This window comes from Faecalispora sporosphaeroides DSM 1294 (genome assembly GCA_000383295.1).
In the GTDB taxonomy this organism is placed as follows: Bacteria; Bacillota; Clostridia; order Oscillospirales; family Acutalibacteraceae; genus Faecalispora; species Faecalispora sporosphaeroides.
The window spans coordinates 1-13,539 of sequence record KB911067.1 but is presented as its reverse complement, the minus strand read 5'-3'; the positions used below and the strand labels follow the sequence as shown (position 1 = coordinate 13,539).

The 13,539-nt window shown below is 51.8% G+C and carries 14 protein-coding genes and 3 pseudogenes; 8 read left to right on the top strand and 9 right to left on the bottom strand.

Going from position 1 to position 13,539, the window contains the following annotated elements:
* Positions 1-97: 97 nt before the first annotated feature.
* The 6 genes from G340_RS0103660 to acnA all read left to right on the top strand — a co-directional run bounded on the left by G340_RS0103660 (position 98) and on the right by acnA (position 7,039).
* Positions 98-841: an SDR family NAD(P)-dependent oxidoreductase gene (locus G340_RS0103660; protein ID WP_020072302.1), complete on the top strand. Its 744-nt coding sequence runs from the start codon at positions 98-100 to the stop codon at positions 839-841.
* Between the two features lie 141 nt (positions 842-982).
* Positions 983-1,156 carry a hypothetical protein gene (locus tag G340_RS17770; RefSeq protein ID WP_154653086.1) on the top strand — a complete coding sequence of 58 codons (174 nt, stop codon included), beginning with the start codon at positions 983-985 and terminating at the stop codon, positions 1,154-1,156.
* A 36-nt stretch (positions 1,157-1,192) separates the two neighbouring features.
* Complete coding sequence (locus tag G340_RS0103655) at positions 1,193-1,909, top strand: GntR family transcriptional regulator (protein ID WP_020072301.1); 717 nt, start codon at positions 1,193-1,195, stop codon at positions 1,907-1,909.
* 330 nt (positions 1,910-2,239) lie between these two features.
* On the top strand, positions 2,240-3,541 hold the full coding sequence (locus tag G340_RS0103650; protein ID WP_020072300.1) for an SLC13 family permease: 1,302 nt from the start codon (positions 2,240-2,242) through the stop codon (positions 3,539-3,541).
* A 10-nt stretch (positions 3,542-3,551) separates the two neighbouring features.
* Complete coding sequence (locus G340_RS0103645) at positions 3,552-4,313, top strand: amidohydrolase family protein (protein WP_020072299.1); 762 nt, start codon at positions 3,552-3,554, stop codon at positions 4,311-4,313.
* A 38-nt stretch (positions 4,314-4,351) separates the two neighbouring features.
* On the top strand, positions 4,352-7,039 hold the full coding sequence (acnA, locus tag G340_RS0103640; RefSeq protein ID WP_020072298.1) for an aconitate hydratase AcnA: 2,688 nt from the start codon (positions 4,352-4,354) through the stop codon (positions 7,037-7,039).
* A 192-nt stretch (positions 7,040-7,231) separates the two neighbouring features.
* Here the strand turns inward: acnA and G340_RS0103635 are convergent, their stop codons facing one another.
* Entirely contained in the window at positions 7,232-7,882 is a 651-nt protein-coding gene (locus tag G340_RS0103635; RefSeq protein ID WP_020072297.1) for a beta/alpha barrel domain-containing protein, read from the bottom strand.
* A gap of 165 nt (positions 7,883-8,047) precedes the next feature.
* Between G340_RS0103635 and G340_RS18565 the strand changes: the two are divergent.
* A pseudogene (locus tag G340_RS18565) lies at positions 8,048-8,269 on the top strand (DNA-3-methyladenine glycosylase I); the annotation flags it as partial.
* A 22-nt stretch (positions 8,270-8,291) separates the two neighbouring features.
* A pseudogene (locus G340_RS18370) lies at positions 8,292-8,396 on the top strand (DNA-3-methyladenine glycosylase I); the annotation flags it as partial.
* Between the two features lie 81 nt (positions 8,397-8,477).
* Here the strand turns inward: G340_RS18370 and G340_RS0103625 are convergent.
* From G340_RS0103625 to G340_RS18365, 8 genes and pseudogenes are all read right to left on the bottom strand, one after another.
* Entirely contained in the window at positions 8,478-9,353 is an 876-nt protein-coding gene (locus tag G340_RS0103625) for an AraC family transcriptional regulator (RefSeq protein WP_020072295.1), read from the bottom strand.
* A 206-nt stretch (positions 9,354-9,559) separates the two neighbouring features.
* Complete coding sequence (locus G340_RS0103615) at positions 9,560-10,165, bottom strand: class I SAM-dependent methyltransferase (protein ID WP_020072294.1); 606 nt, start codon at positions 10,163-10,165, stop codon at positions 9,560-9,562.
* A gap of 53 nt (positions 10,166-10,218) precedes the next feature.
* On the bottom strand, positions 10,219-10,569 hold the full coding sequence (locus tag G340_RS0103610) for a DUF2200 domain-containing protein (RefSeq protein ID WP_027103887.1): 351 nt from the start codon (positions 10,567-10,569) through the stop codon (positions 10,219-10,221).
* Between the two features lie 523 nt (positions 10,570-11,092).
* A complete protein-coding gene (locus G340_RS0103600; RefSeq protein WP_020072292.1) occupies positions 11,093-11,842 on the bottom strand; it encodes a GNAT family N-acetyltransferase in 750 nt (249 codons plus the stop codon).
* 142 nt (positions 11,843-11,984) lie between these two features.
* Positions 11,985-12,395: a peptide deformylase gene (locus tag G340_RS0103590; protein ID WP_020072291.1), complete on the bottom strand. Its 411-nt coding sequence runs from the start codon at positions 12,393-12,395 to the stop codon at positions 11,985-11,987.
* On the bottom strand, positions 12,392-12,748 hold the full coding sequence (locus G340_RS0103585) for a hypothetical protein (RefSeq protein ID WP_020072290.1): 357 nt from the start codon (positions 12,746-12,748) through the stop codon (positions 12,392-12,394). Before G340_RS0103585 ends, G340_RS0103590 begins: the two co-directional genes overlap by 4 nt.
* A 130-nt stretch (positions 12,749-12,878) precedes the next feature.
* The gene (locus G340_RS17765) at positions 12,879-13,049 is read right to left on the bottom strand and encodes a hypothetical protein (RefSeq protein ID WP_154653084.1); all 171 of its coding nucleotides are present in this window, start codon (positions 13,047-13,049) and stop codon (positions 12,879-12,881) included.
* Positions 13,050-13,315: 266 nt separating this feature from the next.
* Positions 13,316-13,539: pseudogene (locus tag G340_RS18365) on the bottom strand (IS110 family transposase); the annotation flags it as partial.

Below are 13,539 nucleotides of genomic sequence, written 5' to 3'. Positions count from 1 at the left end.
TCTTTTCGGAAACATTATACTATTATAGCGAATTGGTTTGTTATAAAATTATCCATCGCAGACAACCAAACGATACCAACATAAAGGAGAGAAGGAAATGGGCAGATTAGACGGAAAAGTAGCAATCATTACCGGCGCGACTTCAGGGATGGGCAGGGATACTGCTTATGTATTTGCGGAAGAGGGCGCGAAGGTCGTACTCACCGGAAGAGATGAAGCAAGGGCGAAGGAGGTTGTGGAGACAATCCAAAAAAGAGGGGGAGAAGCTGCCTATGTCATCGCCGATCTCTCCGACAGGCAGTCGCTGGATAAAATCGTGGATGAAACGCTGGAAAGGTTTGGAACGGTGGATATCCTGTTCAATAACGCCGGGCTGCTCAGCACGAAGAGTGCTGTTGATATTTCTGTGGAGGAATGGGATAAGGCCATCCAGGTCAACCTGACGGCCGCTTTGCTTTTGTCGAAAAGGGTCGCGCCCATCATGAAAGCGAAGGGGAAGGGCTATATCATCAATACGGGATCCATCGCGGGAACCTCGGCAAGATGGGGCGCTGCGGCTTATTGCACCACCAAGCACGCGATGAACGGGCTGACCAAAGCGCTGGCCCGCGAGTTGGGCCCGGAAATCCGGGTGAACGCCATTCTCCCCGGCGCGATCAGCACGGCGATGCTCGACAGCGTGGGCGGCGAAGCCGCCGTGGGAGGGATGAAGGAAATGTCCCCCCTGAAACGGGTTGGCCAGGGCAGAGAAATCGGAACCGTGGCGCTGTTTTTTGCGACGGAGGATTCCTCCTTTGTCACAGGGCAGCTTCTGCGGGTTGACGGCGGAGTCGATTGCTGACACAGCCCGCAAAACAGCGGTATTTCACTCCGATTACGCGGTTGCCGCCCCGCCCGGCAGGTTGAGCTTTTAGGAACGGGTGGTGGAACCCGGGTAAGAGGGGCCGAAAAGAGTGCGCTCTTTTCGGCCCCTCTTGTTGTTTTGGCCAAGCGCAGCTCAAAATCAGCAAAAAACAAGCTTGGTGGTGATCCTGGTGTGGCCGTACCCGAACGCAGCGGTATGGTAAGGCGGCCGGGCGAATTGGAAGAGAGTTGTTTTAAAAACAGGGGCATTGCAATTTTTGTAAATTTCTTTTATAATTTTTCTGTGGAATGATAAAAAATCAATTTCATGAAAGGGGGACAAGGACAGATGAAATATGACTATGAACAGAGAATCATTGCCTCCGTTGATTTTTCACAGCGGCGTCCCTTTTCAGATATTATTTATCAGGCCTTGCGGGATGCGATTATTGACGGCACCTTCCCACTGGGAGAAAGAATCAATGAAAAATCTTTGGCCGATCAGCTGAATATTTCAAGAACGCCGGTGCGCGGGGCGATCGATCGCTTAAACAAAGAGGGGCTGGTGGAATCCGTGCCCAATTACGGCGTAATTGTCAATAATATTTCGCTGCGCAGCATCAAAGAAATCTACCGCATTCGCAAAGCGCTGGAAGTCGTTCTGTTTGATGTGTTTTTTGAGAATATGACGGATGAGGATTTGCTTCATCTGGAGTCCTTATGTGATCAGATGAAGCGGGCGGAGGAAAAGGACAATATTGAAGAGGTGTTCTCACGGTTCAGCGAGTATAACGCCTATGTGATGAAAGTGGCCAGCATGCCCCGGTTAACGCTTTTACTGGAGCAGCTTTCGGAATACCTGAAGAATTTTCGCACCTATTCCTTTTATACCAAGGAGCGGCGCCTGCGCGCGATTTTGGAGCACACGAAAATCCTAGAGCATATGCGTGCCGCAGATCGCGTGGAATTGGCCAAAGAGGTAGAGCAGCATATCGCCAATTCGGAGCGGGAAACGATCGGCCGTTTTGAAGACAATCGCCGGCTGCACGGCGCATCTTCCGATTGAACCGCACAAAGGGAGCCCCTGCTTTTTTGTGGTGTTTATTCCACAAAGAAACAGGGGCTTTTTTGGTTATCTTTGCAAAATTCAATTCTTGTTATTTTTAACAAATTCGTTTTCTCATCAGCTGCTTTGAGGTATATATTTGTCAATAAAAACCGTGAAAAACTTCTTTTTTTATTCTTTTAAGATATTATTTTGCAAAATATACAGTTTAAAAACACCATGTGCACTTTAGGAACAGAAATTGACGGGATTTGCTATTGTATCTGATTTTGCGCCATGCTACAATACACACGCTATAGCAAAAAATACATATCTGAGGGGATAATTTTTATGCTAAATTCTCTGTTGATTATTTTAGCGATTATCTTGTCCATTTATTTGGGCGAAAAATTCGACATTAACACGGGCCTGATTGCTTTGGCGTTTGCGTATCTGATCGGCTGCTTTGTTCTGGGCATGTCGGTCAACGATCTTTTGGGAACCTGGCCCACAAAATTGTTCCTGGTTATTTTCGCAATTTCTCTCTTCTTCAATTTTGCCGTTGTAAACGGTACGCTGAATAAGCTGGCAAACCTTCTGCTCTATAAAGCCAGAAAGTTCAGCTTTTTTCTGCCGATGATCCTCTATTTCATCACGGCGCTGGTTTCCGGTCTGGGCGCGGCGTTCTTTACCTCGGTCGCCATCATGGGCGCAATTGCGATGGCGCTGTGCAAAACCTCCGGCATGAACAGGCTGCACGCCTCTATCGCGGTTTCTCTGGGCGCCCTGTCCGGCGCAAATTTTATGGCGAGCGCTCATGGTGTGCTGTTTCAATCCATCCTGAGCAAAACAAGCCTGGTGGATCAGGCCGCCGTAATGACAAAGGATATTTTCGTCGTTTCGTTTGTGTATCCGATCATCGTCATGGCCATGCTCCTGTTCTTCTCCAGAAAAAAAGGAAACGCGCAGGAGCTGAAGATTGAAAAGCCCGAGCCGTTTACCCCAAAGCAGAAGACGAATCTGGTGCTGATTCTGCTGCTGATGATCATGGTGCTGTTCATTCCCGCGCTGGCCAACCTGTTTAAGGATGTGGAATGGCTGGTTTATGTCAGCAAACGAATCGATATCAGCTTTTTGTCCGTGGTGTTTGCGATCGTCGCGTATTTTCTGCATCTTGCGGACAAACCCAAAGAGGTTTTGGAGAAGGTGCCGTGGAATACCATCTGGCTGGTATGCGGCGTCGGCATGCTGATCGACGTCGCCGTGGAGGCCGGAACCATCGACCTGCTGGCCAGCCTGATCAACAAGATTCCCGCTCCGCTGGTGCCGGTATCGGTCTGCGTGGTCGCCGGTATCATGTCCATCTTCAGCAGTACGCTGGGCGTGGTTGCCCCGCTGATGTTCCCCATGATCCCCGGAATTGTCGCGGCAACCGGCCTGAACCCGTCCCTGATTGTAGTGGCGATCATTATCGGCGCTCAGTCCACCGCGCTCGCGCCGTTCTCCACCGGCGGCAGCCTGATTCTGGGCTCCAGCGGACTGGAAGAGAAGGAACAGCAAAGGTTCTACAACGATCTGCTGTATAAGGCGACGCCCCTTTGCCTGCTGTTTGCAATGGTTGCGACTGCCGTTTTGATGCTTATTTACAGATGAGGTGATACTCTTGCAGAAAATTTTTGACAGCCATTTTCACATTATCGACCCGCAGTATCCGCTTGTGGAGAATCAGGGCTTTGTGCCGGATTACTACACGGTGGAGGAATACCGCAGGGAGCTGGAGTCGATGGGTCTGGAGCTGGCTGGCGGTGCGGTGGTGTCCGGTTCTTTTCAGGGATTCGACCAGTCTTATTTTGAGGGCGCGCTCGCAAAGCTCGGCAAACGCTTTGTGGGCGTTACCCAGCTCGACCCTGCCGCAGACGATGCGGAAATCCTCAGACTGGATCAGATCGGGATCAAAAACATCCGGTTCAACCTGTTCCGCGGCTTCCATTTTTCGTTACAGGAGATCGAGAAGCTCTCGAACCGCGTTTATGGTTTGTGCGGCTGGAAAACAGAGCTGTATCTGGATGCTTCTCAGATGGACGAAGCGTTTCTGGCTCTTGTGTTCCGGCTGCCTAAGGTTTCCATCGACCATCTGGGGATGCGCAAGTGCGAAGCGGAACGACTCAAGCGCTTTGTCAGCGAAGGCGTGCCCATCCGCGCAACCGGGTTTGGCCGGGTCGATTACAGCCGCGAAGAAGTGCAGCGGCTTTTGGCGGAGCTTTATCGGGAGAATCCCGGCGGGCTGCTCTTCGGGTCGGATCTTCCTTCCACACGAGCAAGGTACCGTTTCTCCGTTCAGGACATCCGGCTGATTCAGGAGGCGCTGGGCGAAGCGCATGCACAGAACGTTTTATATCACAATGGTGTTTCCTGGTATTTATAAATCAGGCAGCAATAGTTTCGGGAAAGAGGGAAAGTAGATTGCATCATTTTTTTATCTCAAAGCTTTGGGTAAAGGAACAGGAATATGAATACTGCGATTTGGAAAAGGCGGCGGAGCGGTTTGGCGCCGACCTGAAAAAGATGCCGTATTCTGTTCGTGTCGTACTTGAGAATGCGGTAAGAAATTCAAAGTCGGAAGAAGAGCTGCGGGCCAATGCCTCAAAGGTTTTGAACTGGAAAGAGAACATCGGCTCCGAAATCGGGTTCTATCCGTCCAGAATTTTGCTTCAGGATTACACGGGCGTGCCCTGCGTCGTTGACCTGGCCTCGATGCGAGACGCCGCCGTTAAGCTGGGGCTGAAAGAAAGTGAAATCAATCCTGAAATCCCGGTGGATCTTGTTATCGACCACTCTGTTCAGATTGATATGGCCGGCTCCTCCGGGGCGATGGCCCGCAATACCAGCTTGGAATTTGAGCGGAATATGGAGCGCTACCAAATGCTCAAATGGTCGCAGAAGGAATTTTCAAATCTGCGGGTGATTCCGCCGGATACCGGTATCATTCATCAGATTAACATTGAATACCTTTCTCCCGTGGTGACAGAGAAAAAAACGGGCAGCGTACCGTTTCTTCAGCCGGATTCCGTTTTTGGAACCGATTCCCACACCACGATGATCAACGGTCTGGGCGTGCTCGGCTGGGGAGTGGGCGGAATTGAAGCCGAGGCCTGCATGCTCGGCGAGCCTTCCGTATTCCCCATGTCGGAGGTCATCGGCGTTCGTTTGATCAACCGGCTGCCCGCCGGTGTTGTGGCGACCGATCTGGCGCTGAAAATCACGCAGGTGCTTCGAGAAAATCATGTGGTGGGAAAATTTGTCGAGTATTTCGGGGACGGATACGAAAGCCTCTCGCTTGCCGACCGCGCCACCATCGCCAATATGGCGCCCGAGTATGGCTCCACCTGCGGTTATTGTCCGCCCGATGAGGAAACCCTGCATTATCTGGAGCTGACGGGGCGCAATCCGGAGGACATTGAAAAGATCGCCGCCTATTTGAAGGCGAACCGCCTGTTCTACGACCCGGACGACGCTGTGGAATACACCAAGGTGATAGAGGTGGATCTTTCTCAGCTTTCAACCAATCTCTCCGGCCCGAAGCGCCCGCAGGATCTTGTGCCGATGGATCAGCTCCCGACGGCGTTTGAACGCGCGATCGTCAGCCCCATGGGGAATCAGGGCTTCGGGCTCTCGAAGGACGAGCTGGACAGAGAATACGCGTTTGAGCTGGACGGAAAGCAGGAAGTTTTAAAAACAGGCGATCTCTTGATCGCCGCGATCACCAGCTGCACCAATACCTCGAACCCGGCGGTTCTGTTCGGCGCCGCGCTCGTGGCCAAAAAGGCGGTGGAACGGGGGCTGACCGTTTCCGCCAAGGTGAAAACCTCCTTTGCGCCCGGCTCGCAGGCGGTTACCCGCTACCTGGAAAGCGCCGGACTGGTGCCGTACCTGGAGAAAGTCGGGTTCCATATCGTGGCTTACGGCTGCACCACCTGCATCGGCAACTCCGGCCCGTTAAAGCCCGAAATCGAGGCGGCCCTGAAAAAATCTAATCTGGTGACAGGAGCGGTGCTCAGCGGCAACCGCAACTTTGAAAGCCGCATTCACCCCCTGATCAAGGCCAACTACCTCGGTTCTCCTCTGCTGGTGGTCGCCTACGCGCTGGCGGGAAATCTGCGCAAAAACCTGGCGGTGGAACCGGTTGGAGTCAACGCCGACGGTGAGAAAATCTACCTGAAGGATATCTGGCCCACGACGGAAGAGATCGACGAGCAGGTTAGAAACTATGTCACCTCTGAAAGCTACCGTGCGGCGTACAGCGAGGTTGCCAGCGGCAATCAGCGCTGGAACGAGATTGCGGTTGCTGGCACACACACCTACAATTGGGACGAAAAATCCACCTACATTGCGAACCCGCCGTATTTCGACAACCTGATTGCCGGCAGGACGGCCGCCGTTGAACTGAGCAAATTGAGGGTGCTTGCCAAATTGGGCGATTCCGTCACCACCGACCACATTTCGCCCGCGGGGAACATTGCGCTGAATTCTCCCGCCGGAGCTTACCTGCAAAAGCACGACGTAGCGCAGAAGGATTTTAATTCCTATGGAACCCGCCGGGGGAACCATCATGTGATGGTTCGGGGCACCCTTGCCAACACGCGCCTGCACAACGAGCTGGCCGGCGGCAGGGAAGGCGGCTTTACCCGTTACCTGCCTACCGGCGAGATCATGAGCATTTACGACGCCGGCTGCCTGTACCGGCAGGATGGAATCGGGCTCGTGATTTTGGCCGGGAAGGATTACGGCATGGGCTCCTCCAGAGACTGGGCGGCAAAAGGCGTGAAGCTGCTGGGCGTCAGAGCCGTGATTGCGGAGTCGTACGAGCGCATCCACCGTTCCAATCTGGTGATGATGGGCGTGCTGCCGCTGGAGTATCTGCCGAATCAGACCGCCGCGTCGCTTGGCTTGACCGGCGAGGAGGAGTTTAGCATCCACATGCCCGCAGCTCCCGGGGTGCGGGAGCGCGTGCAGGTGACCGCCGAAAAGCCGGATGGCACAAAGCTTTCGTTTGAAGCCGTGGCCCGTTTCGATTCCGAGGCGGACATCCGGTATTACCGGAACGACGGAATCCTGCCGATGATTCTGAAAGAGAAGACAGAATCCAAATAACGGGTTACGCGTGACTGCGGGTTCCCCGTGCGCTGCCAATCGATCTTGCAGCTTCTCCGGGGATCGGCCTCCAGTCAAATCAAAGACCCTGAAAACGAGGCTTCGTTTTCAGGGTCTTTTGCTCATCCGGTTCAGGTGCCGGAAGATGAAATTTGACAATATGGGTGAGATGCGCAGTGCGCTGGGAGCATTTTATTGCCGGTTGCCGAACGGGTGGCCCGAGGTCAGGTAGAACAGCCGGTCCTTCACAATGTTCCTTACGGGAGTCGGTACTTTTTTGCATTCTTGAATGGTGTTCAGAATCACGTTTTTCACGCTGATGCGGGAATGCCCTACTTTTTTCATCACTTCGGTCGCGGTGACCTCCGAACGCGCGCTTCGGATCAGCGATTCCATCAGTCTGGGGAAGGAATCGATGTATTCTTTCCGGATTCCGTAATTCACGTCAATGGCGACATAGTTCTGAAAGTTCAGAATTTTGCTCCCGTTGGGGTTGCTCTGAAGAACGATCAATTCGATTTCGCCGGAGTATTTCCAGTTCAGCCGGCTTTCCAGATTGTTTTTAAAGTCGACAAAAGCCTTATCGCTGAAATACCAGTCGGCGCCGTACTTTCGGTCCAGCTTGCGATACCCGCTTGTCCTGGCCAACTGCGAATCATTGGTGTAACCCACTGCGTAAATCGAGCAGAGCTTCCCGGAGTTGTAATGGATATAATCGAATTCATCGATGATCTCTTTGGCACCCTGTAAGCTCGGCCGAACAAACAGCAGGATCACGATGTGCTGTTCCCCGAGCCCGCGCTCTATTTTTTCGATCTGTTCATAGGTGTTGACTGCAAACATGCGCTTCCTCCGACCAAGTGTGTTTTTGACTGCCGGGATTTTGTTCCGCTTTGGTAAAACAGGGATTACCCAGATTGTACCATAGAAAAGCGGGCCTGTCACTTCATTTCGCCTTGGGGCGTCCCTGTGTATCCGCTGATAGGCGATTGAAACCGGAATGCTGACATTCTCATATTTACCGCCCCAGCTTCGACGAAGACAGATCCCATCGACGTAAACATACAGTGCCAGAGCCTTTCTGGAGGTTGCGAAAAAACACGGGAGTTTGATACGTTCCTATGGCGTTATGTGGATAACACGTCGATCATAGGACCCTGGGAACGCATTGAGGATGTGCCGGCGACCACATCTCTCTCGGATCAAATTAGTAGGGATTTGAAAAAGGTGGGGGTTCAAGTTTGTTGGCGCAACGATCATGTATGCGTTCATGCTGGCTACGGGTATGGTGAACGACCATTTTTCCGATTGCTTTGTTTTTCAGGAGATGGAAAGCAAAACACCAAAGAGAAAATAGAATAGAAGTCAGGGCATTCGATTGGAAACGTAATATGGGCTGGGCAGCGAATCACTGCCCAGCCCATATGCTTATGCTTTTTTACTTCTTCTCCTTCACCGCAATCCAAATTTCGCAGGTGTAATTGGGGTCATCCACCTTGTCGGAGGGGTAGACCTCCAGCTCCACGCCATTGCCGTATTCGTAGTTGCTCTGGGGAAAGAACTCGGTGACGATGCGCTGATAGGTGGTCTTGAATGCCTCGGGCATCGGGCCCTTGCACTGGAATACCGCATAGGTATATGCAGGAATTTCCAGAATCGTCAGCGCTTCTCCCTGCAGCGGTGTACCGTTGTACTCTGCGCCGATGCCGTAGGGGAAAGCGGAGTCAGCCATGTCGCTAGAGAAGCAGATGCCCAGTACGCCGTTCAGCTTGTCAAAGCGGCCATACTTGCAAATGTTCTCGATTGTGCCATCCTTTGTACACTCGTCCCAGAATACATGGATGTCCGCTGCTGCGGTGTCTCCCTGGGGCTTGGTAACCTGCTTTTTCTTGCAGATGATTTGGAACGCGTCTTTTTTCTCGATTCTGTAATCCATGGTACTGCCTCCCGATAAAATCAGTTTTACGGACAGGCTGAAAAAGGATTTGATGGTTCCTCCCCGGCGCGCCTCGGTGGGGGAAATCCCGTGAAACCGCTGGAACGCGCGGGAGAAGCTTTCGGGGGTATCGTAGCCGTACTTGAGCGCAATGTCAATGATTTTATGATCAGTACGCAACAAATCCTCGGCTGCCAGCGTCAGGCGGCGCATGCGGATATAGTCGCCGAGAGAAAACCCGCAGAGCATACTGAACATCCGCTGAAAATGAAAGGCTGACGAAAAGGCCTGCTTCGCCACCGCCTCATAGTCGATTTTCTCGGTCAAATGCGCCTCCGTGTAATCCAGGGAGCGCTGTATCCCCGTAATCCAATCCATCTTTCCAACCTCCTTCCGTATGTGATGATTCTACCAGTACAGTGACCGGCTTTCTTGACTTTCCGTGCGGTGTGATGACAGGGTATGCCGCCGCTTACATAGACTTTAAGTTGTGATTCAACCGATCCGCCAGCCATGCCCGAAACTTTGTCCCGTTGGAGAATTTCAGCAGTTCGTTCATAAGCGGCCCTCCAGCGCAACTGGCATTATTTTATTGCCGAGAAGAACAGTACAGTGCCTTTTATGTAGGTTTCTGCGCTACGAAACCCCGCCGCTTCAAACATCCCACGCAGCTCCCGCTCGCTGTACACCTTGACATCGCCGGACTTGGAAAACGGAAAAACCACAGTGTTGGCAAGCCACCGTATTACAGGGGTGAAAAACGGTTCAGCCATGTAAACCATTCCGCTTTTCTTTAAAACCCGCATGCATTCGCCCGCAAAGGCACGCGGGTCTTCAAAATGATGGAATGCACAGGACACCGTTATGACATCCATGCTTTCGTTATCAAAGGGGAGGGGGACGCAGGAGCTTACCGCAAAGGTACAGGCAGGATAGCGCTCTCTGGCGGCGGCAATCATATTTTTGGACAAATCCACGCCGAACCCGTGAACGCTTGCTTTCTTAGAAAGCGCACCTAAGAGCGTACCGTTGCCGCAGGCCACATCCAGAACGCTGTCCCCGTCACGGAGGATCACCTGCTTGATGAGCTCCGCTTTATGGGGTTGGGTGTAATAGCCCTCAGGCGAGGTGTCGTATCCCGCCGCCATCCGGTCGTATGTTCTTTTGGATCGCTCGGTTCGTTTCTCCATACTCACGGCTCCTGACAATCAAATTTTTGTGCGCAAATAGGTACGCAAACCGCCTATCCGCGTAAAATTTTCTCCATCGCCTTTCCCTTGGCCAGTTCGTCAATCAGCTTGTCCAGAGAGCGAATCTCCCGCATCAGCGGCTCCTCGATTTGCTCAACTCTGACTCCGCAGACCACACCCATGATGAGCTTTCGATTAGGATTCAGCGCGGGGGCATTTTGGAAAAAGGCGGCGTAGTTCATATCACTTTCCCGAATGGCTTCCAATGCCGCTTGATCATACCCCGTCAGCCAGCGTATGATCTCATCCACCTCACTTTGGGTTCGCCCCTTTTTTAAGGCCTTATTGACAAGAAGCGGGTAAACCTTGGAAAAGCGCATTTCATATACCTTATCGTTATCCATTTCGGCAATTCTCCATCTTAGGTAATCATCAGCTTCTTTTCTCGACTTGAAGATGATAATATCTTTACTTTTCTCATATTTCTTTAGGTTATCATAAATCTGCGGCAATTGATCTTTGGGAAAATCCAGAATCCGTTGTTTGAATTCTTCATCAAATGTCGTCTCCACCCATGGTAGGTCTTCCCGTCGTTTTCCAATACGGGATGCCGCGCCAGAGAGGCATACTTCCAGCGGGTAGTCCATAAAAAACACAGTATCGCACGCTTGCAAACGAGGTTCCAACGTCCGCAGGTAATTTCCGTCGATAATCCAAGCAGCTTTTTTGAAGATCTCGTTCAGCTCTGCGTCAAACTCCTCTGCCTTCAGCGGGCGCTTTCCCACACTCTTTGTTGCTTTGTAGCACTCCCGTCCTTACTCTTTGGCGCTTTGCAGCCCTGCGTGTTTCATAGCTTTCTTTCGGCTTTTGGGATTTGGTTAAGGATTGAGTCTGTATATGAAAAGATGTGGCTCGGTGGGTGTGAACTCATTTCTTAAGGATGCGTGCTAGATAGGCAATGTCCAGCAGGTTCACCGTTTCGAATTTGCCTTTGTAAAACACGGCAAAATTATTGAATACGCAGGGCAGCGCTTTCGACTTTTGCAAGGTATCCACTTGAATGAGCGACACGGGAACCGCACTGGCTTCGCAATACTGTCCGACCTTTTCGATCACCTGTGGAACATATGGGCATTGCAGATCGTAATAAATCGTCAACTCGTCGGATGAAATCTGCTCTTTCTTGGCGTTTTCCGCAAATCTCGGCGTTGTCCCGTCAAAGGAGAGCGCCAGCAGCTCATAGCCGCCGGGCGTCGAGTCCACCGTTTCAAATCCAAATTTTTTCACAAAGGCTTGATCGGAAAGCCAAGTCTTTTGCTTTTTCGCGCCCAACATACATACACCGGACCGGCCCTTCACTTTGGCATCGGCAAGGCAATATTCCATCAGCATTTTTCCGTATCCTTTGCCCTTGTATTCGCCGTTAATCCACAGGCAGTAGATGTAGAGATAATTCTCGCCGATAACGGGTACCCACGCCGTTTCCAGCGGCGCGTATTCGATAAAAACACAGCCCTTTGCGTCAAGCTTGCGGAAAACGTGCCCTTCGGAAAGCCGCTGGGTTAGCCACTTCCGCTTGGCCTCCACGCCCGGATGGGGCTTTTTGCTGCGGATGATGCAACACAGGTGTTCGACGGCAAGGTTTTCCGCCGTCAGGTTGATAAATTGATGTTCCATACTCCCTCGCTCCGTTTTGCTCAGATTTTATACAACTTTTGCACACCGGCAAATCCCGTGTCCGCCGGGATTTGCGCAAGCTCTGACATTTTTTCGCCGGGCGTCACGCCCCAGGATAGTGCAGCCGCATGGAGCACCCTTCTCAGATAACAATTCCCTCGCAGTGATCAATCTCATGCTGGATAATTTGCGCCGTCCAGCCGGTGAACGTCTTGAAACGAGTCTTGAAGCGCTCGTTCTGGTACTGCACCTTAATGGATTTCCACCGCTTCGTTTTTCGCGTGCCGGTCAGGGAAAGACAGCCTTCCTCCGCCTCGTAAGGCTCGACCCTTTTGACAATCTCTGGGTTAAACATGACCATATAGCTGCCCTCGTTGTCAAAGGCAATGATTCGTTTGTTTACACCGATCATGTTCGCCGCCATACCCACGCAGCCGTCCTTGTTAGCGACCAAGGTGTCCAGCAAATCCTGCGCCACTGATAAATCAGCCAGCGTTGCAGGCTCAGCTTTTTGGGTAAGGAACACGGTTTCTCGCATGATTTTCCGAATCATATAGACCTCCTGTGCAGCTCGTTTTTAATAAGCTCTTGTGATAGCTCTATTGCTCGAATTGTGTCGCCATAGCGGTTATATTGCCCGCTGCCCGGCTCGTACTTTGACCGGGCTTTTTCGCATTTGCGAATGATGGAGGCCAAAGGCTCCAATGCTGCGGTGAGGGTTTGGTCGAAATCCTTTGCCACATCGCCACCACCAAGCAAAACTGATCCAATTTTCAGGGCCTGAATGCGGTTTTTGAGCAACGTGTGTTGCGAGGTGCCGGGGACAAACTTGGGCAGTGTCCGCTCACAGCGCGCGATGATCGAAGTCAGCACCTTTAGAGCATCTACCCATTTCTGTTCTGTCATGCATGCTCCTCCTCCCAGTCTCGCAAAACCGCCAGCTGCTCCGGAGTGTGAAACCAATGCTCGCCATCCTCCATGACGGTCAGCCCGCAGCCGAAGCGACGGACAAACTCATCAACCGTAGCCCGGTCGGTCAGGTTATCCGTGCTATGTTGCGAATGAGCTTCTCCATGCCCAATACCGGGGAAACAAACAGAGCCTTTTCAAACTTCTCTTCTGCAAAGGCCTGCATGGAAAACCATGCGCCGATGCTGGTGGCTCGAAGGGCGATAGATCCCCACCCCTGCCGGGCATACAACAGCATGGGTTAATAGTGTGATTTCTTGCTGTTTCCAGTTTACCTCAACACGCCGTCGTTGGCAAGTAACCTTCTATTTGACGCTCTTTTTGAGGGCATAAAAGATATGTAGCTATTCTCTCAATCTGATGGTATGGTGTGTCACTAATGAGGGGAGTCCTGCTAACAAAAGTCAAGCCCCAAATTCAAGAAAATTCAGTGTAGAAAAAAGAGTATAACAAAAAGGCGGCCACAATATGCGCCCACCTGAATAAGTGAAATCCAGAGACTGACTATGTATTCGAGTGCATTTGCTCCAAAGCGTTCAAATGGTCTCTGACTTTGGCGTGGTAAATGCGCAGGAATTTGTTCGCAGCGGCGGTCATGTAAACAAGATAAGGCTTACCCTCGGCACGCTTGCGGTCAAGAAATTGGTATACCGGCTCGTCCTGTGGAGAGCGTTTCAGGTGCGTACTGACAATTTGAAACAAGGTCTTTCGCAAATGCGGTGAGCCTC